General features: G+C 64.0%; 22 protein-coding genes. 17 read left to right on the top strand and 5 right to left on the bottom strand.

All coding sequences use genetic code 11. From position 1 onward, the window contains the following. Window positions 1-31: 31 nt before the first annotated feature. Both P6U25_RS24940 and P6U25_RS24945 read left to right on the top strand, forming a co-directional pair. Window positions 32-1,447: a UdgX family uracil-DNA binding protein gene (locus P6U25_RS24940; RefSeq protein WP_407147412.1), complete on the top strand. Its 1,416-nt coding sequence runs from the start codon at window positions 32-34 to the stop codon at window positions 1,445-1,447. 473 nt (window positions 1,448-1,920) lie between these two features. Further along, the gene (locus tag P6U25_RS24945; RefSeq protein WP_407147413.1) at window positions 1,921-3,543 is read left to right on the top strand and encodes an inorganic phosphate transporter; all 1,623 of its coding nucleotides are present in this window, start codon (window positions 1,921-1,923) and stop codon (window positions 3,541-3,543) included. A 91-nt stretch (window positions 3,544-3,634) separates the two neighbouring features. Here the strand turns inward: P6U25_RS24945 and P6U25_RS24950 are convergent, their stop codons facing one another. Further along, window positions 3,635-4,540, bottom strand: coding sequence for a LysR family transcriptional regulator (locus tag P6U25_RS24950; protein ID WP_407147414.1), 906 nt, complete (start codon window positions 4,538-4,540; stop codon window positions 3,635-3,637). Between the two features lie 139 nt (window positions 4,541-4,679). Here P6U25_RS24950 and P6U25_RS24955 point away from each other — a divergent pair, with 139 nt between their 5' ends. Then, on the top strand, window positions 4,680-5,861 hold the full coding sequence (locus P6U25_RS24955) for a cytochrome P450 (RefSeq protein WP_407147415.1): 1,182 nt from the start codon (window positions 4,680-4,682) through the stop codon (window positions 5,859-5,861). A gap of 161 nt (window positions 5,862-6,022) precedes the next feature. On the opposite strand, the gene P6U25_RS24960 is transcribed toward P6U25_RS24955, so the two are convergent. Beyond that, a complete protein-coding gene (locus tag P6U25_RS24960; RefSeq protein WP_407147416.1) occupies window positions 6,023-7,195 on the bottom strand; it encodes a M20 aminoacylase family protein in 1,173 nt (390 codons plus the stop codon). A 223-nt stretch (window positions 7,196-7,418) separates the two neighbouring features. On the opposite strand from P6U25_RS24960, the gene P6U25_RS24965 reads away from it, so the two are divergent. After that, window positions 7,419-7,880 carry a T6SS immunity protein Tdi1 domain-containing protein gene (locus P6U25_RS24965; RefSeq protein WP_407147417.1) on the top strand — a complete coding sequence of 154 codons (462 nt, stop codon included), beginning with the start codon at window positions 7,419-7,421 and terminating at the stop codon, window positions 7,878-7,880. A gap of 9 nt (window positions 7,881-7,889) precedes the next feature. On the opposite strand, the gene P6U25_RS24970 is transcribed toward P6U25_RS24965, so the two are convergent. After that, complete coding sequence (locus P6U25_RS24970; protein WP_407147418.1) at window positions 7,890-8,660, bottom strand: IclR family transcriptional regulator C-terminal domain-containing protein; 771 nt, start codon at window positions 8,658-8,660, stop codon at window positions 7,890-7,892. A gap of 169 nt (window positions 8,661-8,829) precedes the next feature. Between P6U25_RS24970 and P6U25_RS24975 the strand changes: the two genes are divergently transcribed. From P6U25_RS24975 to P6U25_RS25030, 12 genes are all read left to right on the top strand, one after another. Then, window positions 8,830-9,321 carry a MaoC family dehydratase gene (locus tag P6U25_RS24975; protein WP_407147419.1) on the top strand — a complete coding sequence of 164 codons (492 nt, stop codon included), beginning with the start codon at window positions 8,830-8,832 and terminating at the stop codon, window positions 9,319-9,321. Window positions 9,322-9,332: 11 nt separating this feature from the next. After that, a complete protein-coding gene (locus tag P6U25_RS24980; RefSeq protein WP_407147420.1) occupies window positions 9,333-9,785 on the top strand; it encodes a MaoC family dehydratase in 453 nt (150 codons plus the stop codon). 271 nt (window positions 9,786-10,056) lie between these two features. After that, window positions 10,057-11,427 (top strand): MFS transporter, encoded by a 1,371-nt coding sequence (locus P6U25_RS24985; RefSeq protein ID WP_407147421.1) that lies wholly within the window; start codon window positions 10,057-10,059, stop codon window positions 11,425-11,427. Between the two features lie 33 nt (window positions 11,428-11,460). Next, a complete protein-coding gene (locus tag P6U25_RS24990) occupies window positions 11,461-11,658 on the top strand; it encodes a DUF3311 domain-containing protein (protein WP_407147422.1) in 198 nt (65 codons plus the stop codon). Beyond that, window positions 11,655-13,121: a sodium:solute symporter gene (locus P6U25_RS24995; protein WP_407147423.1), complete on the top strand. Its 1,467-nt coding sequence runs from the start codon at window positions 11,655-11,657 to the stop codon at window positions 13,119-13,121. The genes P6U25_RS24990 and P6U25_RS24995 overlap by 4 nt, the downstream gene beginning before the upstream one ends. Before the next feature lie 157 nt (window positions 13,122-13,278). After that, window positions 13,279-14,898 carry a GMC family oxidoreductase gene (locus P6U25_RS25000; RefSeq protein ID WP_407147424.1) on the top strand — a complete coding sequence of 540 codons (1,620 nt, stop codon included), beginning with the start codon at window positions 13,279-13,281 and terminating at the stop codon, window positions 14,896-14,898. A 7-nt stretch (window positions 14,899-14,905) separates the two neighbouring features. Beyond that, window positions 14,906-15,838 carry an alpha/beta fold hydrolase gene (locus P6U25_RS25005; RefSeq protein WP_407147425.1) on the top strand — a complete coding sequence of 311 codons (933 nt, stop codon included), beginning with the start codon at window positions 14,906-14,908 and terminating at the stop codon, window positions 15,836-15,838. Between the two features lie 63 nt (window positions 15,839-15,901). Next, window positions 15,902-17,821, top strand: a complete 1,920-nt coding sequence (locus tag P6U25_RS25010) for a potassium transporter Kup (RefSeq protein ID WP_407147426.1) — start codon at window positions 15,902-15,904, stop codon at window positions 17,819-17,821. A 571-nt stretch (window positions 17,822-18,392) separates the two neighbouring features. Further along, window positions 18,393-19,337 (top strand): metallophosphoesterase family protein, encoded by a 945-nt coding sequence (locus P6U25_RS25015; protein ID WP_407147427.1) that lies wholly within the window; start codon window positions 18,393-18,395, stop codon window positions 19,335-19,337. 18 nt (window positions 19,338-19,355) lie between these two features. Further along, window positions 19,356-19,679 (top strand): cupredoxin family copper-binding protein, encoded by a 324-nt coding sequence (locus P6U25_RS25020; RefSeq protein ID WP_407147428.1) that lies wholly within the window; start codon window positions 19,356-19,358, stop codon window positions 19,677-19,679. A 94-nt stretch (window positions 19,680-19,773) separates the two neighbouring features. Further along, window positions 19,774-20,331 carry a sigma-70 family RNA polymerase sigma factor gene (locus P6U25_RS25025; RefSeq protein ID WP_407147429.1) on the top strand — a complete coding sequence of 186 codons (558 nt, stop codon included), beginning with the start codon at window positions 19,774-19,776 and terminating at the stop codon, window positions 20,329-20,331. Next, a complete protein-coding gene (locus tag P6U25_RS25030; protein WP_407147430.1) occupies window positions 20,328-21,092 on the top strand; it encodes an anti-sigma factor family protein in 765 nt (254 codons plus the stop codon). Before P6U25_RS25025 ends, P6U25_RS25030 begins: the two co-directional genes overlap by 4 nt. A 271-nt stretch (window positions 21,093-21,363) precedes the next feature. Here P6U25_RS25030 and hpnO read toward each other — a convergent pair whose 3' ends face one another. Continuing rightward, on the bottom strand, window positions 21,364-22,755 hold the full coding sequence (gene hpnO / locus P6U25_RS25035; RefSeq protein WP_407147431.1) for an aminobacteriohopanetriol synthase HpnO: 1,392 nt from the start codon (window positions 22,753-22,755) through the stop codon (window positions 21,364-21,366). Between the two features lie 101 nt (window positions 22,756-22,856). On the opposite strand from hpnO, the gene P6U25_RS25040 reads away from it, so the two are divergent. After that, window positions 22,857-23,474: a DUF2147 domain-containing protein gene (locus P6U25_RS25040; RefSeq protein WP_407147432.1), complete on the top strand. Its 618-nt coding sequence runs from the start codon at window positions 22,857-22,859 to the stop codon at window positions 23,472-23,474. A gap of 160 nt (window positions 23,475-23,634) precedes the next feature. Here P6U25_RS25040 and P6U25_RS25045 read toward each other — a convergent pair whose 3' ends face one another. Beyond that, window positions 23,635-26,250, bottom strand: a complete 2,616-nt coding sequence (locus P6U25_RS25045) for an MMPL family transporter (protein WP_407147433.1) — start codon at window positions 26,248-26,250, stop codon at window positions 23,635-23,637. Window positions 26,251-26,417: the final 167 nt, after the last annotated feature.

Here is a 26,417-nt window from a genome sequence, read left to right on the forward strand (position 1 = left end):
ATGACAGTGAGACTGAAACGGAGCAGATCGCATGCACATCATCATGCTCGACAGCGACACCGATTTCGAAGGCTGGCGCAAGGCCGCGCGACGGCTGGCACTGAATGACGTGAAGCCATCTGATGTCACGTGGACGGTGCGCAGCGAGGCCGAACTGTTTTCGCCATCTGGCGCGAACGACCTGCCCGATGCGCCGCATGCGACGTTCAACGTCCCCGCCACATTTGTCGAGCTGGCACGGGCCGCGATCCTGCATCAAAGCGACGAACGCTTCGCCCTGCTCTATCGCCTGCTGTGGCGACTGCGCGACCACCACGATCTGGCTAATGACCCCGACATCGCCAAGGCCAATGCGATGGCCCGCGCGGTCTATCGCGAGATGGACAGGATGATCGCGCAGGTCCGCTTCCGCGAAATCGGCCGCGAGAAGGCGCATTACGTCGCCTGGTTCGAGCCCGAGCATCACATCGTCGAGCTCGCCGCGCCCTTCTTCGCCAACCGCTTCTCCGACATGCCGTGGTCGATCCTGACCCCCGACGTCTGCGCGCATTGGGATGGGCATGCGATCTCGATCACGTCGGGCATCGACAAATCCGAAGTGCCGACCGAGGACCGGCTCGAGGAGACCTGGCGGCGTCACTACAGCAGCCTCTTCAATCCGGCACGGTTGAAAGTGATGGAGGCGCCGCAAGCCTATTGGAGGAACCTGCCCGAGGATTCGATCATTAGACCATTGCTCGAAGACGCGATGCGGATGACGAGCGGTGCCTTCATCGCAAGCAAGGCGGCGAAACCGCAGGTGCCGCAGAAACCGCAGGACACGCCGATGGCCCGCAAGCACGCCCACGACACGATCGCAACGCTACGCGCCGAGGCTGCCGATTGCCGCGCCTGCCCGCTGTGGAAGGATGCAACGCAGACCGTGTTCGGCCAAGGGCCGCAAAGTGCAACCCTGATGTTGGTCGGCGAGCAGCCCGGGGACAAGGAGGATCTCGCCGGCAAGCCGTTTGTCGGTCCGGCCGGATTGATGCTCGATCGCGCACTGGAAGAGGCCGGCATCGGCCGCAGCAAAGTCTACATCACCAACGCGGTGAAACATTTCAAATTCGTGCCGCGCGGCAAGATCCGCCTGCACCAGAAGCCGAGCACGCCGGAAATCCGCGCTTGCCGTCAATGGTACGAGCGTGAACTGGCGGCCATCAAACCGGAGCTGGTGGTGGCGCTCGGCGCGACCGCCGCACAGGGCGTGCTCGGCAAGATCACGCCGATCAACAAAAACCGAGGCCGCCTGATCGACCATGATGGAACCAAGGTGCTGGTCACGGTGCATCCCTCTTATCTGCTGCGGCTGCCCGATGAAGAAGCCAAGACGAAGGAATATCAACGCTTTGTCGACGATTTGAAAATCGCGGCCGGCTTGCTGCGCCGCGCGGCTCACGCGGCCTGATGTGGCTATGGAACAACTTCGTCCCCGAAATTCACACTTTGATGTGAAAAATCAGAAACAGGCCAAGAAAAAACTACAACCTTTAATTGATCCATGATAGCCTCACAGGCTCAACAGGCATTGGGCGTCATGTTCACGCCATGACGTACCCTGAGGCCAGCGCGCCGCGCGGTTCGACTAGCCCCAACCGCGCGGCGCGCGACCTCTACTTGGCGGCCGCCTGACGAATTGGCTCGCCCTACAGGTTGCCTGATGCGTCCCGCGTGACCCCAGCGATTTGTTTGTTCCGCGACGTCCAATCCGTACGCGTGTCTGTAATCAGTGACGCTTGTTACTGAGAATTGCCGCGCGCCTGAAATCTTCAAGGCCCGCATGACCTCCCCACGCGATTGCCGGCGCGGCGGCCGGACCGGATTTCAATTGCCTGTCATATGCCTGGATCAAAATCGGCGGCATTGGGACAGGAGATTACCATGAGCGATATCGCGTTACCCGGTTCGATCGAACCCGCCTTGAAGAAAGGTCCGGATCTCGACAAGGGTTTTCATCCTCTGACCGGCGTCATTTATTTGGGCATGGTTGCGGCTGCGCTGCTGTTCGTTGGTTACAGCATCTATGTCGACGTCGATGCCACCGGCACGCGCGTCACTTCGTTCCTGCCCTACATCCTGCTGTTCGTTGCGCTCCTGATCGCGCTCGGCTTCGAGTTCGTCAACGGCTTCCACGACACCGCCAACGCGGTGGCGACCGTGATCTACACCCGCTCGCTGCCGGCGCATGTCGCCGTGGTGTGGTCGGGCCTGTTCAACCTGTTCGGCGTGCTGCTCTCCAGCGGCGCGGTCGCGTTCGGTATCGTCTCGCTGCTTCCGGTCGAGCTGATCCTGCAGGTCGGCAGCAGCGCGGGCTTTGCGATGGTGTTCGCGCTATTGATCGCCGCCATCATCTGGAATCTCGGCACCTGGTGGCTCGGCCTGCCGGCTTCGAGCTCGCACACCCTGATCGGATCGATCATGGGCGTCGGCATCACCAACGCGCTGTTGCGCGGCCGCGACGGCACCTCCGGTGTGGACTGGTCGCAGGCGGTCAACATCGCCAAGGCGCTGCTGCTGTCGCCGCTGTTCGGCTTCGTGCTTGCGGCACTGCTGCTTTACGTCCTCAAGGCCGTGCTGCTGCGCGCGACGCCGAAGCTGTTCGGCGAGCCGGTCGGCGACCAGCCGCCCCCGTGGTGGATCCGCGGCATCCTGATCCTGACCTGCACGCTGGTCAGCTTCTTCCACGGCTCCAATGACGGCCAGAAGGGCATGGGCCTCATCATGCTGATCCTGATCGGCACTGTGCCGACCGCCTATGCGCTGAACCGCGCGCTGCCCAGCAGCCAGATCGAGCAGTTCGCCGCGCATTCGGCTGCCGCGAGCAAGGTCATCGAGGGCAAGGCCGCCGGCTACAACGTGATCGGCAATCCGCGCCCGGCCGTGACCAACTATGTCTCGCAGCACCAGATCAACGAAGGCACCTTCCCCTCGCTCGCGGTGCTGGTGCGCGACATCGCCCAGCAGGTCGCCCAATACGGATCATTGGCAAAGTTTCCGGCTGACGTCGTCGGCAACACCCGTAACGACATGTATCTGGCCTCTGAGGCGATCCGCCTGCTGATGAAAGACAAGGAGGCCGAGCTCTCCGCCGCCGATATCGCCGCGCTGAACCAGTACAAGGGCTCGCTCGATGCCGCGACCAAGTTCATTCCGAGCTGGGTGAAGTTCGCCGTCGCCATCGCGCTCGGCCTCGGCACCATGGTCGGCTGGAAGCGCATCGTCGTCACCGTCGGCGAGAAGATCGGTAAGACCCATTTGACCTACGCCCAGGGCGCCTGCGCCGAGATCACGGCGGCTGCGACGATCGCCGCAGCCGACGGCTATGGCCTGCCGGTCTCGACCACGCACGTGCTTTCGTCGGGCATCGCCGGCACCATGGCGGCCAACGGCTCTGGCCTGCAATGGGCGACGATCCGTAACATCGCGATGGCCTGGGTGCTGACGCTGCCCGCCGCGATGATCCTCTCGGGCGTTTTGTACTACGTGTTCTATCATCTGTTCTGACCCCGGCGCGATGCCCCCGCGTCGGACGACAAGGCCCGCACCACCGGTGCGGGCCTTGTGCATTTGGCTCGCATCGCGCGATGGCCGCCGCTCAGGCGTAGCCCTTGGCCACCTCGGCGAGCAGGCCGCGTGACCATTTGTGCAAGCCCGATTTGGCGGTCCTGGCGCTCCAATACATGTCGATCGAGATCGGCACCCGGAATGGCAGAGCCGCGACATGCAGCCCGCCGCGCATGGTGCGCGCCAGATGATACGGGATGGTGGCGACGAGCCGGGTGCCGGCGATGATCCGCTCCAGACTGTCATGGTTGGGAAGGGTCACCGCCGGCTCCAGCGTGATGTCCCTGGACTTGAGCACATCGAGATAGAGCGGCTGCCACTCGCCGCTATGGGTGACAAAGACGTGCTGCGCCTTGGCATAGGCTGACAGCGCGACCCGGCCGCGCGCCAGCGGATTGTCCGGGTCCATCACGCAGACATAGTGATCGGTGAGGATGTGGCGCCGATAGAAGCTCTCGCCGACGATTCCGACCGGACCGAGCACGATATCACATTGGTTCTGCTTGAGGTGGACGTTGCCATGGCCGGCGGCATCGAGCAGCACCAGCCGCACGAGCGGCGCGCTCGCGCGAAACCGGGCGCAGAATTGCGGGATCAGCGTCTGGCGTTCGTGATAGTTGCAGGAGATCGTCACGGTGCCCTGCGCGATGGCCGGATCGAACTCCGCCGGTACGGCAAGCCCCTCCATCTCACCGATCATGTCCCGCGCCCATGCGACCAACGCCGCGCAACGCTCAGTCGCGCTGACGCCGTTGCCCTGGCGGACGAACAACGGATCGCGCAGCACGCCGCGCAGCCGCTCGATCGCGTAGCTGATGGTGGACTGGTTGACGTCGAGCCGCTTCGCCGCAGCCGAGAACGACTGCAGGTCGTACACCAGCACAAGCGTCCGCAAGCTTCCGATATCGATCGGATCGATCGATGAATTGGCCGCCACCCCGTCGTCTCCCGCGTTAGCCGGTAGCCGCAGCCTATCATATATCATGCAGAATTTCGATGGCCCGAATTGGCTCTATCGAATTGAGCGATTACACGCCCGCGGCTAGCCTCTGCAAAATCGCCCGTAGGGAGGACGAATGACCAGCACCGTGCCCGTCGTCACGGATATCTCGTATCAGGATCTGCTCGACGATCCCTATCCGATCTTCCGCCGCCTGCGCGAGACGGCGCCCGCCGTGTTCGTCGAGACCGCGAAGCTGACGCTGGTGACGCGCTTCGACGACATCACGACAATCGAGCGCGATCCGGCAACGTACTCGGCCGACAACCCCACCTCGCTCGTCAACAAGGTGATGGGGCCGACCTTCATGCGCAAGGACGGCGCCGAGCACATGATCGGCCGCAAGGCAATCGAACCTTCGTTCCGACCCGCGACGATCAGGGAGTACTGGGCGCCGAGGTTTAGCGCGATCTGCGAGAGGCTGATCGGCGCGCTCGCCGGCGCGGGCGAGGCCGACCTGTTCGATGCACTTGCCGCGCCAATGGCGTCCCTCAGCCTGATGGAGATGATCGGCTTCGAGCCGATGCCGTGGCAGACCCTTGCCGCATGGTCGCAAGCCCTGATCGACGGCGCTGGCAATTACGCCGGCGATGCCGAGATCGAGCGCAAAGCGATGCAGGCGGGCGCCGCCGTCGACGCCGCGATCGAGGCGGTACTCGATCATCATCGAAGCCATCCCAATCCCTCGATCCTGTCGTCGATGGTCAATATCGATCCGCCGATGTCGATCGAGGACATCAGAGCCAACATCAAGGTGATCATCGGCGGCGGGCTGAACGAGCCCCGCGATGCGATCCTCACGCTCGTGCTCGGCCTTTTGCAAAATCCGGCGCAGAAGCGAACCGTGCTGGCGAAGCCGGAGCTGTGGCCGGCGGCGCTCGAGGAAGCGGTGCGCTGGATCTCGCCGATCGGCATGTATCCGCGCCGCGTGACCCGCAGCGTCGATCTCTCCGGCGTGACGTTGCCGCAGGATCTTCAGATCGGACTCTGCGTCGGCGCGGCGAACCGGGACGGCAAGCGCTTTGCCGATCCTGACAGCTTCGACGTTTCGCGGCCGAAGCAGTCGCATCTGGCATTCGGCGCCGGGCCGCACTTCTGCGCCGGCACCTGGGTGTCGCGGCTCACCGTCGGCAAGATCGTGGCACCGATGCTGTTCGAGCGCCTGCGCAACTTGCGGCTCCGCGACGACGCCCCGCCGGTGGTTCGCGGCTGGGTGTTCCGTGGCCCGGTCTCGCTGCCGGTCAGATGGGATGCGTGACGCTCACGCCTTCTGGAGATAACGACCTTGCCGTCATTGCGAGGAGCGAAGCGACGAAGCAATCCGTTTATCCCCGAGTTTTGGGAAGGATTGCTTCGCCGAGTCTGCCATCGGGCGCGCGTTCGCGCGCCCCGTTGGCTCGCGATGACGATTTGGAGACATCACGCCGCCAGCGCGTTCTCCACGATCTTCACGAAATACGACGTGCCGTAAACGATCGCCTCGTCGTTGAAATTGTAGGCGGGGTGATGCAAGCCCGCGCTGTCGCCGTTGCCGCAGAAGATGAAGGCGCCGGGCCGCGATTCCAGCATGTAGGAGAAATCCTCGGCGCCCATCAGCGGCGGCATCTCGTGCACATTGGCGGCGCCGGCGACGTCCTTGGCGACGCGGGTCGCGAATTCCGTCTGCAAGCCGTGGTTCACCGTGACCGGATAGCCGCGCTCATAGGTGAGATCGATCTTGGCGCCGGTCATCTTCGCGACGCCGTCGACGACTTCGCGCACGCGCTTCTCGATGAGGTCGCGCACCTCCTTGGTCAGGGTCCGCACCGTGCCGCGCAATTCCGCGGTCTGCGGGATCACGTTGCGGGCATTGCCGGCGTGGAATTCGCACATCGAGATCACGGCGGAGTCGAGCGGATCGACGGTGCGCGAGACAATCTGCTGCAACGCGGTGATGAGTTGCGCGCCGACCAGCACGGAATCGATGCATTTGTGCGGCCGCGCGGCATGACCGCCGTACCCCTCGATCTTGATGTCGATCGCGTCGGTTGCGGCCATGATCGGGCCGGTGCGGATCGCGAACGAGCCGATCGGAATCCCCGGACCGTTGTGCATGCCGTAGACCTGCTCGATGCCGAAACGGTCCATCAGGCCGTCCTTGATCATGGCGGCGGCTCCGGCCCCGCCCTCCTCGGCCGGCTGGAAGATTACGACGGCATCGCCGGCGAAGTTGCGCGTCTCGGCAAGATAGCGCGCAGCGCCGAGCAGCATCGCGGTGTGACCGTCATGGCCGCAGGCGTGCATCTTGCCGGGCGTCTTGGAGGCGTACGGCAGGTTGGTTTCCTCGTGGATCGGCAGCGCATCCATGTCGGCGCGGAGCCCGATCACCTTGACGTCGCCCTTGGCAGGCCCCTTCTTGCCCTTGATGACCCCGACCACGCCGGTCTTGCCGAGGCCGGTCACGACCTCGTCGCATCCGAACTCCCTCAACCGGTCAGCTACGAATGACGCAGTGCGATGCACGTCATAGAGCAGTTCGGGGTTTTCGTGGATGTTGCGGCGCCAGGCCTGAATATCGGGTTGCAGATCGGCGACGCGGTTGACGATGGGCATGAGAATTCTGACCTCGAAGGTTGGACTGCAAGTATCCTCTCTAGCATGCAAGGACCGGTCCACCCAACAGATGTGGCATGCTCCAGACGGGTCCCGCAGCGCGGCAAAGTGCAGAGCCGACCGACCGAAAGCCATCGAAAGGGACCTGCCGTAAGGACGTAGACATGACTCGCATGAGAGTCTCCGGCTTGCCGCAGCGCGATCGGGCATTCACGATCTTAGAATGAAACGGGATCGCTCAGACTTCCTTCCGGTTGAAATAACGCTCGCCCAACTCGCCGCCTGGTCGGACATACTGCCTGCCGGTTGCAGCGTCCTGGGAGCCAGCCTGTTCGCGGACGTATTCCTGGCGGATGCGGCGGGAGCCGTTCACATGCTGGACGTATCGGCCGGCTCGATTGCCAAGATTGCCGACTCTGAGGAAGCATTCCATCAACGTTGCGTTGATGATGATGAGGGTTGGCTGCTGCGCCCGTTGGTTGATCGGTGCCGCGCGGCAGGACTGATCCTTGGCCCTTCCCAGTGCTACGCCTTCACGACACTCCCACTGTTCGGAGGCGAATACACGGTCGACAATGTGTGGGTGTGCTCCTGGCAAGGCTGGATCAGCTTTACAGCAATGATTTACTCAGAGACCAAGGATTTGCTTGATGGGGCCAGGGTCAAGATCGTTGTTACTGACTGACATATCTGGCTAGCCCGACATCAGCATCTGGCTGCGGATTTCCTGCGCGGTGCGGCGTAGCGGCAACAGGAACTTCTTGCGCGCGCCGGCTTCGCTCACAGTGCCGGAGATCGTATTGACGCTGAGTGCGGCGACCACCGCGCCCGCGGGGTCGCGCAAGGGCACCGCGATGCCGCAAATCGCCGGATCGAGCTCGCCGTCGACCCAGGCATAACCCTCGCCCTCGACGCGTGCGAGCACTTCGCCGAGCCGCGCCGGATTCGTGATCGTGCGTGGCGTGACCTGCTTGAACTCACCTACGGCGAGATAGGCCTCGCGATTCGCAGGCGGCAACGCCGCGAGCAGCACGCGGCCGAGCGACACCAGATGCGCCGGCAGGCGGCTGCCGACGCCGAGATTGGCCGAAAGGATACGGCGCGCCGGCAGGCGCAACGCATAGACGATTTCGTCCTCGTCGAGCACCGCCATGGCGCAGGACTCGCCGATCTCGTTGCGTAGGTTTTCCAGCGCGCGCTGCGCATGCGCCCAGTACGGCAGCGCGTTCAGATAGGACAGGCCGAGTCCGAGCGCGCGCGGCCGCAAGCTGAAATAGCGTCCGTCGGAGGCGCAATATTTCAGCGCGACCAGCGTCGCCAGGATGCGGCGCGCGGTGGCGCGGTTGAGGCCGGCCGTATCCGCGGTTTCCGCCAGCGTGTGCCGTCCCGGTGGCTTGCCGAGCGCCTCGATGATCGAGAAGCCGCGCGCAATCGCGCGCACGAAGCCGTCGCTCTCTTTGCTCATGACGTCATTTCGTTTGGGGGCGTCGTTTGGCTCAGGACATCGCAGCCCGCATGGCGGCCTGCACATCACGCGGCTCTCCGCGCTTGTCAGGGCCCACCGGCCGCGTTAGCGTCAGTTCATGTAGCGAATGAAATGTTCGCCTGGCGAACTCATAACAGGAGGATCAACGATGGCGCAAGCGGAAAGTTCTGCGGCCGGCACTTTCGAAACCGATTTCTGGAAGGACGCGAAGCTGCGCAAGGTCTGGGACGAGATCGTTCCCGGCGAAGCGCGGAAGACGCTGCCCTACAAGCTGACGCAAGAGGCGATCGCGCTGTATTGCCGCGCGGTCGGCGAGACCAATCCGCTGTATCTGGACGAGGCGGCCGCGAAGGCCGGCCCCTACGGCGGGCTGATCGCGCCGCCTTCGATCCACATCCTGCTGATGTTCGCCTGCACGCCGGCCAACGACTGGATGCGCTCGCCGGGCACCGTCAATGCGGGGCAGTCCTGGAGCTACAACATCCCTGCCCGCCCCGGCGACACCATCACGCTGCAGGCGCGTGCGCTCGACAAGTTCATCAAGCGCGAGCGGCTGTTCGTGGTGCACGACAACGTCTTCTTCAACCAGCATGGCGACGTGATCTGCTCGGGTCGCGGCCAGACCATCCGTCCGATGTAAGGAAGTCCAGGATGACCACAGTGAATTTCGATCGGCTCAAGACCGGCGACACCATCGACGGTCCTGCGTTCGCGGTGTCGCGGGAATCCATCCGCCTGTTCTGCGATGCATCGCTCGACTACAACCCGCTGCATCTCGACGACGACTACATGAAGGGCAATTTCGGCAAGACGAATTTCGGCGGAATCATCATGCACGGCATGAACAATTTCGGCCTGATCTCGCGCATGCTGACCGACTGGGCGATGCCCGCGGGCGCGATCCATCGCCGCCTCGAGACGCGCTGGCTGAAGCCGGTGAAGCCGGGCGACACCATCCGCCCGTCCGGCACCATCAAGGCCAAGCAGGTCACCGCCAGGTCGCGCTGGGTGCTGGTCGATGTCGCCGTGCAGAACCAGCGCGGCGAAACGGTCGCTGCCGGCGAAGCGATGGTGGAATTCCCGGCGAGCGCGAAAGCGAGCTAGCGGCGAAATTTGAAATCGAACAACAGGCTCCACTTCGCCTCGCCCCGCGCGCGGGGAGAGGTCGGAACGCATCGCACGATGCGTTCCGGGTGAGGGGGAGCCTCCGCGGGCGCAGCGATCACCATCGATGCGGACGCAGCCCCTCACCCTAACCCTCTCCCCGTAAGAACGGGGAGAGGGAGCAAAGTGCCGTCGCGTCACCATCCAGGCGGATTGCGTCCCACGCGGGCCAAACAATCAACAATCAGAAGAATCATTCGTGGAGGTTTCGATGCAGGATGCGGCCAATTCCGCTCTCTATCGGAGGATCGCCTGGCGCCTGATCCCGTTTTTGCTGGCGTGCTACACGGTCGCGATCATCGATCGCTTCAACATCGGCTTTGCCAAGCTGCAATTCCTGCAGGACCTGAAGCTGAACGATGCCGTGTTCGGGTTTGCCGCCGGAATCTTCTCGGTCGGCTATGTCGCGCTCGAGGTGCCGAGCAACCTGCTGCTGGTGAAGATTGGCGTTCGCAAGACCCTGCTGCGGATCATGGTGCTGTGGGGCATCGTCACGGTGCTGCTCGCGCTGGTGCAGAACCAGTATCATCTCTACGTCCTGCGCTTCCTGCTCGGCGCCGCCGAGGGTGGCTTCTTTCCCGGCATCCTCTACTATTTGACGCTCTGGTTCCCTGACCGCCTGCGCGGCCGCATGACCAGCCTGTTCGTGATGGCGGTGCCGCTCGGCGGAATCATCGCAGGTCCCGTGTCCGGCCTGATCATGGATCACATGCAAGGCGTCTACGGCTTGCACGGATGGCAGTGGCTGTTCATCCTTGAAGGCGTTCCCGCGGTGCTGCTCGGCATCGTCGCCTATCTCTGTCTCGCCGACGGGCCGCAGACTGCGGCCTGGCTGAACGCCGACGAGAAACGGCGAGTGGCAAGCGATCTCGCGCGCGATCGCGCGAGCGCCTCCGGCACCACGCGCAGCTTCGGCGCTGCCCTGCGCGAGCCGCGCGTCTATCTGCTGTCTTTCATCTATTTCGCGTTCTTCTGCTCGCTCAACACCATTCTGCTGTGGACGCCTACGCTGCTGAAGCGCGTCGGCGTGGCCACCGCCACCGACATCGGCTGGCTGAGCGGCGCCATTTCGGTCGCGTCGGCGATCGGCATGGTCGCGATCGGCTACAGTTCCGACCGCACGAGGGAACGGCGATGGCATGTGGTCTCGTGCGGCCTGATCGCAGCCGCCTGCTTCCTGGCGCTTCAGCTCGCGCAGGGCAGCGTAACACTTACCGTGACGCTGCTCGCGATCGCATCGATCGGCATCTTCGCGATCCTGTCGCTGTTCTGGACCATCCCGAACGCGACGCTGGAGGGCAGCGCCGCGGCCGGCGGCATCGCGCTGATCAGCGCGATCGGCTCGTTCGGCGGTGCTGTCTGCCCTGCGCTGATCGGCTGGATGAACGTCGTCACGGGAAGCATCTACACGCCGCTCGGCCTGGTCGGCGCCCTGCTCGCCGTCGGCATGCTGACGCTGATCGCCGGCATTCCGAGGCCCCGGCAAGACATCCCGCTGGCCGAACCCGGCTGTCCCTCAACAGGCTCCCGCGGCCGCCGCCAACCTGAAGCTTTGGTAACCATTCGGAACTTTCACGAATGACATAGGTTTTCATTGCAAACCGGAGGCCTCGCCATGCGCAGCATCCGCGGGCTCGCCGTTGCCCCGTACCTCGCTCTTATTGTCGGCCCGTTCTTCGTCAACCGAGTGACGCCGCTTGTCTTCGGCCTGCCGTTCCTGCTCGCCTGGATTGTAGTGTGGATTCTGCTCACCTCCCTCATCATGGCGGTGATCTACGCGGTCGATCCGGCCAACCGGGAGGGCGAGCCATGAACGGAGCGCTGCCCTTCATCGCTGCTGCCGCGCTGCTGGCGTTGGTGCTGGGCTTTCTCGCCCGGCGCGGCAAGGACATGAATCTCGAGCAGTGGACGGTGGGCGGGCGCGGCTTCGGCGCAATCTTCGTGTTCCTGCTGCTCGCCGGAGAAATCTACACGACCTTCACCTTCCTCGGCGGCAGCGGCTATGCCTACGGCAAGGGCGCGCCGGCCTACTACATCCTCGCCTACGGCACGCTTGCCTACGTGCTCTCTTACTTCATGCTGCCGCCAATCTGGCGCTACGCCAAGGAAAACCGGCTCTACTCTCAGTCAGATTTCTTCGTGCGCAAATACGATAGCCCCGCGCTCGGCGTCCTTGTCGCGCTCGTCGATATCGTGGCGCTGATCCCCTACCTCGTGCTCCAGTTCAAGGGGCTCGGCATCATCGTCGACATCGCGGGTTATGGCGCGATCTCCCCAGCGCTGGCGGTCTGGATTGGCGCAATCATCGTCGCCGTCTATGTGATGGTCTCGGGCGTGCACGGCTCGGCATGGACCTCGGTCGCCAAGGACACCTTGATCCTCGGCATCGTGGTCTTCCTCGGCATCTATCTGCCCTATCATTATTACGGCGGGCTGGGCTCGATGTTCACGGCCATCGAACAGGCCAAGCCGGGATTCACCGCGCTGCCGCCGCACGGCGAGAGCCTGTGGTGGTTCTCCTCGACCGTACTGCTCACCGCCCTCGGCTTCTACATGTGGCCGCACACCTTCGGCTCGATCTACACCGCCAGGAGCGCCACGGTGATCCGCAAGAATGCGATCGTGCTGCCGCTCTACCAGCTCATCCTGCTGTTCGTGTTTTTCGTCGGCTTCGCGGCGACCCTGCAGGTTCCCGGGCTCACGGGCTCGAACATCGACCTCGCGCTATTCAAGCTGTCGGTGAAAACGTTCGATCCCTGGTTCGTCGGGCTGATCGGCGCGACCGGCGTGCTCACCGCGCTGGTGCCGGGCTCGATGATCCTGATGACCGCCGCGACATTGATCGCCAACAACCTCTACCGCGCGGTCAAGCCGTTGGCCGACGACCAGCAGATATCGCGGCTTGCGAAGCTCCTGGTGCCGCTGGTGGCGCTGGTTGCGGTGTTCTTCACCTTGAAGGGCGGGGAGACCATCGTGGCGCTCCTGCTGATGGGCTACAGCTTCGTCACGCAGCTATTCCCCGCCCTGGTGCTCAGCCTTGCGCACCGTAACGTCGCCACCCGCGAGGGCGCAGCGGCGGGCATCATCGCCGGCGTCGCCACGGTCGCCGCCGTCAGCCTGACCGGCGTCAACTTCCACACGCTGTCGTGGCTGCCCACCCAGGTCCAGGACCTCAACGTCGGCATCGTCGCACTGGCGGTGAATTTCATCGTGCTGATTGTGGTCAGCATGACGATGCGGCTTGCCGCGGCGCCGGCGCGCGCGGCCGCGGAATAAGCCGATGCTCTGAGAGAGTTCATTCGCCCCGGCTTTGGCGATTCGAAGCCTGTCTGGTAAGTGGGTAATCTCAGGCTTGACGCCGCAGATTTCCATTCAGACCGACGAGATATCGGTCTAATAGTCTCAGCAAAGATGACCGCCGGGAAACGAGGACATGCCGCGAAGGCTCGAGGGTGATTTCGACTACATTATCGTCGGCGCTGGCACCGCCGGCTGCATCATGGCCAACCGTCTGTCGGCCGATCCGACCAAGCGCGTGCTGCTGCTCGAAGCCGGCGGCAAGGACAACTGGATCTGGTTTCACATCCCGGTCGGCTATCTGTTCGCGATCGGCAATCCGCGCTCGGACTGGATGTTCAAGACCGAAGCCGAGCCCGGCCTGAACGGCCGCGCGCTGAGCTATCCGCGCGGCAAGGTGATCGGCGGCTCGTCGGCGATCAACGCGATGATCTCGATGCGCGGACAGGCCGCCGATTACGATCACTGGCGTCAGCTCGGGCTCACCGGCTGGAGCTACAGCGACGTGCTACCGGTGTTCAAGCGGCTCGAGGATCACTTCCTGGGCGAAAGCGAGCATCACGGTGTCGGCGGCGGCTGGCGCATCGAGGCGCCGCGGCTGTCGTGGCAGGTCCTCGATGCGGTCGGCGACGCCGCGGAAGAAATGGGCATCAAGCGCATTCCGGACTTCAACACCGGCGACAACGAAGGCACCAGCTACTTCCATGTCAACCAGAAGCGCGGCCGGCGCTGGTCGTCGGCGCGCGGCTTCCTCAAGCCTGTGCTCAATCGCCCCAATCTTCGGCTGGAGACCCATGTTCTGGTCGACCGGCTGATCGTCGAGAGCGGCCGCGCCGCCGGCGTGCTGTTCCGCCAGGGCAACGATCTGGTGGAGGCGCGCGCAAAAGGCGAAGTGATCCTCTGCGCGGGTTCGATCGGCACGACGCAGGTGCTGCACCGCTCCGGCATCGGCCCGTCCGAATGGCTGTCGCCGCTCGGCATCGACATCGTGCTCGATGTGCAGGGCATCGGCCGCAATTTGCAGGACCATCTGCAGCAGCGCGCGATCTACAAGGTCTCGGGCGTGCGCACGCTGAACGAGACCTATTACAACCTGGTCCGCCGCGGCCTGATGGGGCTCGACTATGCATTCCGCCGCCGCGGTCCGCTGACCATGGCGCCGTCGCAGCTCGGTATCTTCACGCGCTCCGATCCAACGCGGTCACGCGCCAACATCCAGTTCCATGTGCAGCCGCTGTCGCTCGACAAGTTCGGCGATCCGCTGCACCGCTTCCCAGCGATCACGGTCAGCGCCTGCAATCTGCAACCGACCTCGCGGGGCACCGTGCGCATTCGTTCGTCCACGCTGGACGACAAGCCGTCGATTGCGCCAAACTACCTATCGACCGACGACGACCGCCAGGTCGCAGCCGATGCGATCCGCACGACGCGGCGGCTGATGAAGCAGAAGGCCTTGGAGAAGTACCGCCCGGAGGAATTCCTGCCCGGCCCTTCCGTCGGCGACGACGACGCCGCGCTGGCGAAAGCCGCGGGCGATATCGGCACCACGATCTTCCATCCCGTCGGCACCGCGAAGATGGGAACGGCCAACGATCCCTTGGCCGTCGTCGACGAACGCCTGCGCTTCTACGGCCTGCACGGCCTGCGCATCGCTGATGCCTCCGTGATGCCGACCATCACCTCGGGCAACACCAACACGCCGACCGCGATGATCGCCGAGAAGGCTGCGGGAATGATCCTGCAGGACGCGCGATAGTCGGCCGATGACGCAGCCGCATCGCATCGTCGTAGGCGGCGACAGCGCATCGATCGCGCTGGCGCAGTGGGGTGAGCCTGGCAAGCCGCCAGCGCTGCTGTTGCATGGCACCGGATTTGTCGCCGACGTCTGGACCGAGGTGGCGGCGGTGCTGGCGTCCGATTACACGGTCTATGCGCTCGACCGCCGCGGCCATGGTCTCAGCCACAAGCCAGCCGCCGATCGCTATCACTTCAGGGATTTTGCCGAGGATGTCTGCGTGGTGGTCGAGAGCCTCGACCTCCATAGCATCTTCGGCATCGGTCACAGTGCCGGCGCCACCGACCTCTTGCTCGCCGCGAAGCTAATGCCCGAACGCTTCGCGCGCCTGTTCGTGATGGAGCCGACGGTGATGGATCCGCACAAACCGCGCGCCGGCGGCCTGAGCGAATTGGCAAAGGGATCTGTGCAAGGCGTGCTGCGCCGTCAGGCCGAGTTCGACAGCGCGGACGTCCTCTTCCAGCGGCTGCGCAAGGCGCCGGCCTTCGCACCTTGGACCGAGCCCGCGCTCTGGGCCTATGTTCGTCACGGCTTCGCCGAGGTCGACGACGGTCGTATGCGGCTGCGCTGCACACCCGAGATCGAATCCGCGCTGCTCAAGCCGATCTTCGAGGCGATGGAGCAGACCTACACCGGCGATGCGCGCGGCAATCCCTTTTCCTGGCTGTCCGACATCACCTGCCCGGTCCGCATCGCCACCGCCGAACAGTCATGGCCGATCTACAAGGAGATGGCCGATCGCGCCGCGGCACTGATCCCGCATGCAACCCGATGGACATTCGACGGCATCGGGCATTGTGTGGCGCAGGAGGCGCCCGATCTGCTGCTCGATGCGCTCAGGAGATTCGCAGCAGAAGTCGGCGAAGGTTCGCGCAACGATCCGGCGCCATCATCGTTGTAACGATGGAACCAGCAGCCGGGTAGCCGCTCACGCGCTCGGGACATGACGACATGGTGGCAGCGGATGCCCTCTTCGACGATTTCTGCCCTGGACGACAAGACCGGCTTCACTGGCGAGGCACACCATCGCGACAAGCAAGTACCGACCGCGACCAGCATCGTGCTCGCGCTCGGCATCGTCTATGGCGACCTCGGCACCAGCCCCCTCTACACGCTGCAGACCATCGTTCATCTCATGGGTGACAGCTTCACCCCGGACGCCGCGCTCGGCTCGCTCTCGCTGATCATCTGGGCGCTGATCATCACGATCTCGCTCAAGTACTGCCTGTTCGTGATGCGCGCCGACAACCATGGTGAGGGCGGCATTCTGGCACTGATGGCGCTGACCGGCGCGCGATGGTCCGGGCGCGACCGATGGCTGATCGCGATCGGACTATTCGGCGCCGCCCTGATCTACGGCGATGGCATCATCACGCCGGCCATCTCGGTGCTGAGTGCGGTCGAAGGCCTGAATGTCGCAACCGACGTGTTCAGGCCTTACACGATGCCCATCGCGGCGGGAATCCTGATCGGATTGTTCGCAGTTCAGCGTCACGGCACCGCAACCGTCGGCAAGACGTTCGGCCCGGTGATGCTGCTGTGGTTCGTGACCATGGCGGTGCTCGGCATCAGCTCGGTCGCGCGGCATCCCGACGTCCTGCGCGCACTCAATCCGGAGCACGGCGTACTGCTTCTGACCACGCACGGTCTGCTCGGCTTTACGCTGCTCGGCGGCGTGTTCCTGGCGCTCACTGGCGGCGAAGCGCTCTACGCCGACATGGGCCATGTCGGCCGCCGGCCGATCCGCCTCGCCTGGTACGGCATCGTGCTGCCTGCGCTCGTGCTCAACTACGCAGGGCAGGTCGGCAATTTCATCGCGTCCCCTGATCCCTCCGCCAACCCGTTCTTCAAGCTCGCACCGGTGTGGGCGATCTATCCGCTGGTGACGCTCGCGACGCTGGCGACCATCATCGCAAGCCAGGCCATCATCACCGGCTCGTTCTCGATGACGCGGCAGGCCATGCAGCTCGGATGGTTTCCGGGCGTGCGGATCAACCAGACGTCGGCCGAGGAATATGGCCAGATCTACGTACCCTTCGTGAACTGGACGATGATGTGCCTGACGGTTGCGCTCGCGGTCGGCTTCGGCAGCTCTGACCGGCTTGCCGGCGCCTATGGCACCGCTGTCTCGACGACAATGGTGCTGACCACCGCACTGCTCTACCAGGCGATGCGACGCACATGGCACTGGAGCGCGGTGCGAGCGTCGGCGCTCACCGGCGTGCTGCTCACCGTCGACCTTGCGTTCTTCCTCGCCAACCTCTTCAAGATCGAGGAAGGCGGCTGGATTCCCCTGCTGTTCGGCGCGCTGGTGTTTGCCGTTATGACCACCTGGCATCGCGGCATCGACGCCCTGCATCGGCGAGGCATGGCGCGCGCACAGCACGTCGATGCGTTCGTCGCCAGCCTGCGCGAGCAGCATGTCGCGCGCGTGCCGGGGACAGCGATCTTCCTCACCCGGCTCGGCCACAGGATCCCGCCGATCATCGCCGACTATGTCAGGCAGGCGCATTCGTTGCACCGGACCGCGATTGCGCTGACCGCGAGTTTCGAAAGCGTTCCCCGGATCCGGCCGGCCGATCGCATTCGCTGCGAACAGCTCTGCGAGGGTCTCTGGCACATCACCGTGCATTTCGGCTTCGTCGAAATTCCTGACCTGCCGACCGTGCTGGCAAATGCGAAGCAGATCGGGGTGCCGGTCCAGCACGACACGACCTACTACATTGAGCGCCACGATCCCGTCAGCCGGCCGCGCCGCAATCCCTTGGCCCGGTTCCAGATTGCGCTGTTCGCCTTCATGGCGCGGAATTCCGCGCACGCGATCGATCGCTTCCGGATTCCGAGCGGTTCGCTGATCGAGATCGGCAGCCGGATGGAAATCTAGAGCGACCGCTACCGCTCGAGAGGCCAATTCCCCCTCACCGTAGGGCTATCGCATTTGGGGAGAAAGCGCCCTGCGGCCATCCTTCGAGACGCCCGCCTTTGGCGGGCTCCTCAGGATGAGGTCTTGTTTGCGGCACAATAGTGGACCCTCATGGTGAGGAGCGCCGCCTGCGGCGCGTCTCGAACCACGAGGCCGAGTATGTGCGCAGCCGTCCAAGGCGGCATATGCGATAGCCCTCCCCCTCGACGGGAGGACGCCGTCCCCTTGCGGGGGGACGGCGGACGCCACTCACGCAGTACTGAAACGGACGAGTGCTCGGCGCGGGCCTACTGTGGCGAAGGAAGTTAGGGAATCCTAACGCGAGCGCGCTGACACTATGCTGACGGCTGCGCGACAGCTTTGTTGCGACCGCCAGGAGCGCCACCGATCGTGCCGTTGGAGCCCCGCCTTGACGGCGGGACCTCACGAAATCGTCATCGCCCCGGCCCGCCCGGAATGCCGGGAATAAACCCCGACCCTCACCGATCACCTCCCTGGAAACCCAATCCCTGGGCCCACGGGAGACTTTGCCATGAGCGATCACGACCATCACGATGAGGAAAAAGGCGTCAGCCGACGCAAGGTGCTGGAATGCATGACCTGGGCCGGCACCGGCGTGCTCTGGACGATCACGGGCGGCGTGCCGCATTCGCTCGGTATCGTCGACTCGGCCGCGGCCGCCGAGGCCCCCGGCATGACGTTCATGCAGATCAGCGACAGCCATGTCGGCTTCGACAAGCCGGCCAATCCGAACGCCATCGGCACGCTGGAGGAGGCCATCAACAAGGTCAAGGCGATGCCGATGAAGCCATCCTTTATGATCCACACCGGCGACATCTCGCATCTGTCGAAGGCCTCCGAGTTCGACGACGCCGACCGGATCATCTCGCAGGCCAAGCTCGACGTGCACTACGTGCCGGGCGAGCACGATTTCATCGACGAGGAGGTCAAGCTCTACAAGGAGCGTTACGGCCGCGGCACCAAGGGTGCCGGCTGGTACTCCTTTGACGCCGGCGGTGTCCACTTCATTGGCCTCGTCAACGTCGTCGATCTCAAGGGCGGCGGGCTCGGCAATCTCGGCGGCGAGCAGCTCGAATGGCTGGAGAACGACCTCAAGGGCCGCTCCAAATCGACGCCGATCGTGCTGTTCGCCCACATTCCGCTGTGGACGGTCTATCCGCAGTGGGGCTGGGGCACCGAGGATGGCGGCCGCGCGCTTGAATATGTGAAGGGCTTCGGCTCCGTCACCGTGCTGAACGGTCACATCCACCAAGTGATGCAGAAGGTCGAGGGCAACGTCACCTTCCACACCGCGCGCTCCACCGCCTTCCCGCAGCCGGCGCCGGGCGCTGCCCCCTCGCCCGGCCCGATGAAGGTCGAGGATTCCAAGCTGCGCGGCATGCTCGGCGTCGCCAGCATCAACTTCAAGCAGGGCACCGAGCGGCTCGCCATCATCGACACGCCGCTGCAGGGCTGAGAGAAGGACGACAAGGCCATGACTTCAATCAACCGCCGCGACTTCGGCATCGCCGTGGTCGCGACCATGCTGCTGCCTGTCTCCGCGGCCCGCGCGGAGGACGTCGCCATCCACATCGACAACTTCGTGTTCGAGCCGGCCCAACTCAACGTGAAGGTCGGCACCACCGTGACCTGGACCAATCGCGACGACATCCCCCACACCGTGGTGTGTGCAGGGAAATTCCGCTCGAAGCCGATGGATACCGACGGCACCTTCGCGTTCACCTTCACGGAAGCCGGCGAGTACAAGTATTTCTGTTCGCTGCATCCGCACATGACAGGCAGCATCAAGGTTGGGTAACGTGTCCAGCCAGGTCATCACAACCACGCTTGGCCGGTGGGCTTCGGCTCCCGGCCGGGCGCAAGCTCCTTCTGGAAACGCCGGGCAGAACACGATGGCGGTCAGAGCGTCGGACGACGATCCCGATAGAGCGCGGCGCTTCCGCGAGGCCGCACTGCCCTATCTCGACGAGGCCTACACGCTGGCGCGTTACCTGCTGCGCGATGCTGCCGACGCCGAGGATGCTGTACAGGAATGCTATCTGCGCGCCTATAAGCATTTCGACAGTTATCGCGGCCCGGCGATGAAGCCATGGCTGTTCGCAATCCTGCGCAATGTTTGCCGCGCCGAATATGCGCGGCGCAAGACCGCTCCCACCACCGTCGAGCAGATGCCCGAGAGCGCCGAGCAGGCGCCGCTGTGGCACGAAACGCCGGACACACCGGAACGGCAGATGCTGCGCCGCTTCGACGGAGATACCGTGCGCAAGCTGATCGCGGCGCTCGCCGAGCCGTTCCGCGAGACCTTCGTGCTCAGGGAAATCCAGAATCTTTCATACCGCGAGATCGCCGATGTCGCTGCCGTGCCGGTCGGCACCGTGATGTCCCGCCTCGCGCGCGCCCGCGCCATGCTGCGATCAGCCTGGCTTGCGGAACAGGAGCAAGCGAAATGACCTGCGAGGAAGCTGAAGTGCTGCTTCACGCGCTGATCGACGGCGAGCTTGACGCCGGCCATGCGCGCGAGGTGGAGGCACATATCGAGGGCTGCGCGCACTGCGCAGCGTTGATGAAGGAGTATCAGGAGATTCGCCAGGCGATGGCCGAGACCGACCTGCGCTACAAGGCTCCGCTCGAGCTGCGCCGCCGGATCGAGAAGGCGCTGCCGCAGCCGCAGGCTGCACCAAGCCGCCGTTCGGTGCTGCGCGGCTTCGCGATGGGCTCGGCGGTCTCGGCGATCGCCGCGACCGGCCTGTTCGCAGTCGTGCTGCGCAATGACGACGAGCAGCGCATCGAGGCCGAGGTCGTGTCGGCGCATCTGCGTTCGCTGCAGGCAGGACACCTCACCGACGTGATCTCGACCGACCAGCACACGGTGAAGCCGTGGTTCAACGGCAAGCTCGACGTCTCGCCGCCCGTGATCGACCTCACCGCACAGGGCTTCACGCTGATCGGCGGCCGGCTCGACTACGTCAACGCCCGGGAGATCGGCGCCGTGGTCTACAAGCGGCGCCAGCACGTGATCAACCTGTTCGTGGCGCAGACCGCGAGCACCGAACGCCACCCGGCGACGATGACGACGTTGCAAGGCTTCAACATCCGCCGCTGGAGCGATCGCGGCCTGAAGTACTGGGCCGTCAGCGATATCGGCGCCGACGAGCTGACGGAGTTTGGCGAGAAGTTCGAGACCGCGATGCAGGCGAACAAGGAGGGATAGCTTTGGGCGCCCCTGCTGAAGATCCCGTCATTGCGAGCTGCCCGCGACAAGATTGGAGGGCAATTTAGTGCTGAAGCGACGAAGCAATCCGTCGCTTCGCTTGCGGCACAATGGATTGCTTCGCTTCGCTCGCAATGACATCCGGGCGAGCTTCGGGGCCTGGATTGAGCTGCGTAGCCCGGATGGAGCGCAGCGCAATCCGGGTTGCTGTCGAACTTGGGGACTGTTCCCGGATTGCGCTTCGCGTCATCCGGGCTGCAACGTCGTTGGCCTACGCCGACTTGCGCACCGCGTTGTCGACCAACGTCTTGCCGAGCGACCAGATCGCGCCCGGCACCTTGTGGCTGCCGGCGATTACCTCGTCGAACGCTTTTTCGATCCAGGTGCAGTCCTCTTCGGTGATGACGAGCGGCGGCAGTAGCTTGATGGTGTGGCTGCCGTGGCCGGCAACCTGGGTCAGGATCTTGTGGTCCTTGAACAGCGGCACCGTGATGAGCTGGCAGAACAGGCCCTTGTTGGCCGTCTCAAGCAGGTTCCACGACGCCTTCAGCCTCAGCGATTTCGGCGGACCGAACTCGACGCCGATCATCAGGCCCTTGCCGCGGACTTCCTTCATTAGTTCATAGCCGGGCACCATCCGCGTCAACGCGAGACGGAGCTCGGCGCCGCGCTTGGCGGCCTGCTCGACCAGCTTCTCAGCCTTGACGACCTCAAGCGTCGCGATGCCGGCAGCCATCGCCAGATCGTTCTTCCCGAAGGTCGAGCCATGCACGACCGCGCGGTCCATCTGGTTGAAGATCTTGTCGAAGATGCTCTTGCGCGTCAGCAGCGCGCCGATCGGCACGTGACCGCCGGAAAGTGCTTTCGCCAGCAGCACCATGTCGGGCTCGATGCCCCAATGCTCGATCGCGAGGAATTTTCCGGTGCGGCCGATGCCGGTCTGGATCTCGTCGGCGATGAACAGGGTGCCGTATTTGCGGCAGAGCGCCAGCGCGCCGGGCAGGAACTCATCGGTGGGCATGTTGACGCCCTTGCCCTGGATCGGCTCGACGATGAACGCGCCGACCTGTCGCGACGACAAGGCTTTCTCGAGGGCTTCGAGGTCGTTGAACGGGATCGCCGTGCAGCCCGGCAGCAGCGGTTCGAAGCCGCTGCGGAAATTCGTGTCATCCGTCAGCGACAATGCGCCATAGGACAGGCCATGGAACGAATGCGCGCAGTGAACGATGCCAGGGCGACCGGTCGCGCCGCGCGCGAACTTGATCGCGGCCTCGACGGTTTCGGCGCCGGAATTGGCGAAAAACACCTTGTCCAGATATGGCACATGCTCCAACAACCGCTCCGCCAGCACGCCGGCGAGCGTGGAGACGTCGAGTTGCACCAGATTCGGCAAATCGGCGTCGAGGACGCTCTTGAGTGCCTTGCGCAGCGCCGGATGATTGCGGCCGATCGCAAAAACGCCAAATCCGCTCAATAGATCGAGATAGCGGGCGCCCTGACGATCGAAGAGGTATTGACCTTGCCCCTTTTGGAAGCCGACATCGTAACCGATGGTCTTGAGAACGCGAACGAGCTGCTCATTGAGGTGCCGCGTATGCATGGCACCGCGCTGGCCCTCGCGCTCCACAAAAATCTCGGAAACGTCTAAATTGGAACTTACCATTCGTTACATACGTCGGTTGATGGCCATCTCGTCAACTTAAAACGCTCCACGGCGGCGTTTTGACCCCGCTCTGATCGTCCAGTTAAGCACAGGTTTGGACCATGTTGCACTGCCCAAGAACTTTCGCGCGCACAATAGCCTTTTCAGGTTTATTTTTGGCCACCGTATTAACACCGGCCTTGGCCGCGGATCCCACGGGTGATTGGAGAGACGCGGACGGCTTCGCAAACATTCGCGTCGCCCAGTGTAATGGCAGCATGTGGGGTGCGGTCGTCTGGGAAAAAACCCCCGGCGGCAAGGACAAGAACAACCCCGATCCAGCAAAGCAGACCCGGCCGACGCTCGGCATGCCGATCCTGATCGACATGAAGAAGAAACCGGGCGCCGATGCGTGGGAAGGCCAAGTCTACAACGCCAAGGACGGCCAGCTCTACAGCGCGACCATCAAGCCCATTGGCACCGACGAGCTGGAAATCCAGGGTTGCGTGCTCGGCTTCCTCTGCGGCGGTCAGACCTGGACCCGTGTCGGTCCACCGATTCCGGTCAGCGCCGCGGGCAATCCGCCGAAAGGTGGGGCTCCCAAGTCGGTCGCACCGCCGAAGACGACGGGTTCGGTGGCGCATGGCACCAAGCCGGGTCAGAAGCAAGCCGCCAACGCACCAAGTGACACGGTCGGCGACATCTGCCTTCTCCCCGACATTGCACGCCCGACGCAGTAGCCCGCGCTACGCGGGCCACAACGGCACCGCTGCGACATGGTCGCGAGTGAGAGCGCTTGCCTGTGCTCGCCTGGATGCCTGCACAACCGCACCCGCAAGCCCCACCAGCCTGGAGGCGCTTGCGACCGAGCCGGATCAGCAGCAGACGAGCAACAACGCGTCAGGTGACATCGTTGCCGATATCCGAGTCCGTGCCGACCTCGCGCGGCTTGCCCATCAGCGCAGGCTGGAACAACAGCACGGCTGCGAGCGTGGTGACCAGCGACAGCGCCAGCAGCTTGCCCATGCTCGCGGTGCCAGGATGACTGGATAGCCAGAGGCTGCCGAACGCGGTGGCCGTGGTCAGCGCGCTGAAAAAGATCGCACGCGTCAGGCTCGACTGCAGCAGCTTTGTCCGGCCCTGGCGCCAGGCGGTGACATAATAGATCTTGAAGGCGACGCCGACGCCAAGCAGCAGCGGCAACGCGACGATGTTGGCGAAGTTCAGCGGCAGGCCGATCAGCACGCAGATTTCCAGCGTCACGACGCCGGCGAGCAGCAGCGGCACCAGCGTCAGCAGCACGTCCGTCACGCGCCGCAGCGTCAGCCACAGCAGCAAGCTGATCACCACCAGCGCCCAGATGCCGGCGTGGATGAACGCCTTCACGACGACGTCGCCGGATTTCAGGATCGAGACCGGTCCACCGATCGCGGTCGGCTCGGCGGCGAGCACGGCGTCGGCGAAGCGGCGCAGATTGTCGTTGTCGTTCGGATCACCTTTCGGTTCCGCCTCGACGCGCATCAGACCATCCTTGGTCTTCCAGCCCTCGACCAGCGCCGGCGGCAGGTTCTGCAGCGTGACGGTCTGGGCCTGCAGCGTGTTCCTGAGTTGATCGAACACGATCTTCATCGGCGCGACGAATATCTCCTGCGCCCTGTTGCGGGTCGCCTCGTTCGAATCGGCGAGCTTCTGCAAGGCGTCGGCCAGCCGGCGCGCGGCGACGGCGCCCGGCCCCTTGTTGTCGCCCGCGGTCTTGCGCAGGCTGTCGACCGAACTCTTCAACGACTCGACGTTTTCCTGGTCGGAGGGTGCCGGGTCGACCGATTCGGGATTCAGCGCCGGACCAAGCACCTTCGCGGCCTGCGCGATCAGTTGCAGCTTGGCCGGCTGGTCATCCGGCACGAAGCTGTCGAGCGACATCACGCGCGCCACCTCCGGCAGCTTCTCGAGCTTCGCCTCGATCTTCCTGGCGTCGGCCTCCGAATTCGTCATCACGTTGATGGCGTTGGCGCCCGTGTTCGGGTCCTTCCTGAGATCGAGGAAGGTCGCGATCGATTCCACCTTGGAACTGCGCAGATTGATCGGATTGAAGTCGAACTTCATGTAGTGGAGCAGCGGCATGCCTGCGATCGCGACCAGCAACGTGCCGACGATGATCGGGATGCGGTGCTTCTCGAGGAAGTCGTCGACCGGGGCGAGAAAGGCGTAGCCGACCGGCTCCTTCTCGCCCGGCGGATTGAGCAGATCGAGCAGCGCCGGCAGCACCGTGATGCTGGTGACGAACGCCACCAGCATGCCGGCGCCGGCGATCTTTCCGAGCTCGGAAATACCCTTGTAATCGGTCGGCAGGAAGCAGAGGAATCCTGCCGCGGTCGCCATCGCCGCGAGCGACAGCGGCACCGCCGAACGGCGCGCCGCATTCTCCAGCGCCAGCGTCAGATTGTCGTTCTTGAAGCGCTCCGAGCGATAACGAACGCTGAACTGGATGCCGAAGTCGACGCCGAGACCGATAAAGAGCACGGCAAAGGCGACCGAGAGCAGGTTCAGCGACCCCACCATCATCAGACCGACCGCCGTGGTGATGGCAAGGCCAATGAACAGGTTCAGGAACACTGCGAAGATGATCTTGCCGGAATGCAGCGCCAGCCAGAGGATGACCAGCACGATCAGCACGGTGCCGATGCCGTTGACGATCGCGCCGTCCTGAACGGTGGCATATTCCTCGTTGGCGATCGGCACCGGTCCGGTCAGACGGACGCGCGCGTGATATTCGGTTGGGAAATTCAGGTCGGCTGCCGCCTGTCGGATCGCATCGGTCGCCGCCTTGCCGGGCTCCAGCGCCGAGTAATCGATGATCGGCTTGATCTCGATGAACGCACGCTTGTCGGAATCGGTCAGCGGCTTGTCGCTGGTGAGCTCGCGCCAGGAGAACGTGGCGTCACCCTTGGCGAGGATGGTCTCGACGGTCTCCGAGATCAGGTTGAACGGACGTGCGGCATTGTCGAGCTTGACCTGCCCGCGCTTGACGCCGGCAAGGCCGGTCTCGAGCGCGCCGGTCAGGCCGCGGATCGAGGGATCGCCCGCCATGATCTCGATCAGGGGGGCCGCTTGTTCGAGCTGGCCGGTCGTCTTGCCGACCTCCTCGGTCGGCAGAAACAAGAGCCCGTTCTTCTCGAAGAACTCGCCGGAGCCGAGCGGCGTCACCGCCTCGAAGTTCTTCTTGTCGGCAGTCAGCTTGTCGGCGAGCGCCTTCGCCGCCGAGCTGGTCAGCTCGGGTGTCGCGCCCTCGACGACGGCGAGGATCAGCCGCTCACGGTCGAAAGCTTCCTCGAACTGGTTGTCGCGCTTGCGCCAGTCCAGATCGGGCGAGATCAGCTTGTTGATGTCGGTGTTGATCGAGAAATTCCGGGCCGTGTAGTAGCCGCCACCGACCGACAGCAGCAGTGCGAAAATGACAACAGGAAGGGCAAAACGCGTACACGTCCTAACAACCGAGACGACAATATTTGTCAGCACTTCGTATCTTTCTAATCTCAGGGAAGCATGGCCGGAAACGCCCGCTGTCTAGCGGAGTTCCCGGGGCCGATCTAATGTTGTTTTGGTCATCGTCCTCGACGCAACGGCGAGCAGATGCCGAACAACACCCGGCTACGGATGGCCGGTATAAACCGCCCCGATGGGCG

The organism is Bradyrhizobium sp. ORS 86 (genome assembly GCF_045571475.1).
GTDB lineage: Bacteria > Pseudomonadota > Alphaproteobacteria > Rhizobiales > Xanthobacteraceae > Bradyrhizobium.

What these genes read in the sequence shown, in the direction of transcription:
- P6U25_RS24940 (WP_407147412.1), top strand. Translation starts at nt 32, where the DNA reads ATGCACATCATCATGCTCGACAGCGACACCGATTTCGAAGGCTGGCGC.
- P6U25_RS24965 (WP_407147417.1), top strand. Translation starts at nt 7,419, where the DNA reads ATGAAACGGGATCGCTCAGACTTCCTTCCGGTTGAAATAACGCTCGCC.
- P6U25_RS25025 (WP_407147429.1), top strand. Translation starts at nt 19,774, where the DNA reads ATGGCGGTCAGAGCGTCGGACGACGATCCCGATAGAGCGCGGCGCTTC.
- hpnO (WP_407147431.1), bottom strand. Translation starts at nt 22,755, where the DNA reads ATGGTAAGTTCCAATTTAGACGTTTCCGAGATTTTTGTGGAGCGCGAG.
- P6U25_RS24990 (WP_407147422.1), top strand. Translation starts at nt 11,461, where the DNA reads ATGCGCAGCATCCGCGGGCTCGCCGTTGCCCCGTACCTCGCTCTTATT.
- P6U25_RS25030 (WP_407147430.1), top strand. Translation starts at nt 20,328, where the DNA reads ATGACCTGCGAGGAAGCTGAAGTGCTGCTTCACGCGCTGATCGACGGC.
- P6U25_RS25040 (WP_407147432.1), top strand. Translation starts at nt 22,857, where the DNA reads ATGTTGCACTGCCCAAGAACTTTCGCGCGCACAATAGCCTTTTCAGGT.
- P6U25_RS25005 (WP_407147425.1), top strand. Translation starts at nt 14,906, where the DNA reads ATGACGCAGCCGCATCGCATCGTCGTAGGCGGCGACAGCGCATCGATC.
- P6U25_RS25000 (WP_407147424.1), top strand. Translation starts at nt 13,279, where the DNA reads ATGCCGCGAAGGCTCGAGGGTGATTTCGACTACATTATCGTCGGCGCT.
- P6U25_RS24980 (WP_407147420.1), top strand. Translation starts at nt 9,333, where the DNA reads ATGACCACAGTGAATTTCGATCGGCTCAAGACCGGCGACACCATCGAC.
- P6U25_RS25020 (WP_407147428.1), top strand. Translation starts at nt 19,356, where the DNA reads ATGACTTCAATCAACCGCCGCGACTTCGGCATCGCCGTGGTCGCGACC.
- P6U25_RS24995 (WP_407147423.1), top strand. Translation starts at nt 11,655, where the DNA reads ATGAACGGAGCGCTGCCCTTCATCGCTGCTGCCGCGCTGCTGGCGTTG.
- P6U25_RS24955 (WP_407147415.1), top strand. Translation starts at nt 4,680, where the DNA reads ATGACCAGCACCGTGCCCGTCGTCACGGATATCTCGTATCAGGATCTG.
- P6U25_RS24970 (WP_407147418.1), bottom strand. Translation starts at nt 8,660, where the DNA reads ATGAGCAAAGAGAGCGACGGCTTCGTGCGCGCGATTGCGCGCGGCTTC.
- P6U25_RS24975 (WP_407147419.1), top strand. Translation starts at nt 8,830, where the DNA reads ATGGCGCAAGCGGAAAGTTCTGCGGCCGGCACTTTCGAAACCGATTTC.
- P6U25_RS24960 (WP_407147416.1), bottom strand. Translation starts at nt 7,195, where the DNA reads ATGCCCATCGTCAACCGCGTCGCCGATCTGCAACCCGATATTCAGGCC.
- P6U25_RS24985 (WP_407147421.1), top strand. Translation starts at nt 10,057, where the DNA reads ATGCAGGATGCGGCCAATTCCGCTCTCTATCGGAGGATCGCCTGGCGC.
- P6U25_RS25010 (WP_407147426.1), top strand. Translation starts at nt 15,902, where the DNA reads ATGCCCTCTTCGACGATTTCTGCCCTGGACGACAAGACCGGCTTCACT.
- P6U25_RS25015 (WP_407147427.1), top strand. Translation starts at nt 18,393, where the DNA reads ATGAGCGATCACGACCATCACGATGAGGAAAAAGGCGTCAGCCGACGC.
- P6U25_RS24945 (WP_407147413.1), top strand. Translation starts at nt 1,921, where the DNA reads ATGAGCGATATCGCGTTACCCGGTTCGATCGAACCCGCCTTGAAGAAA.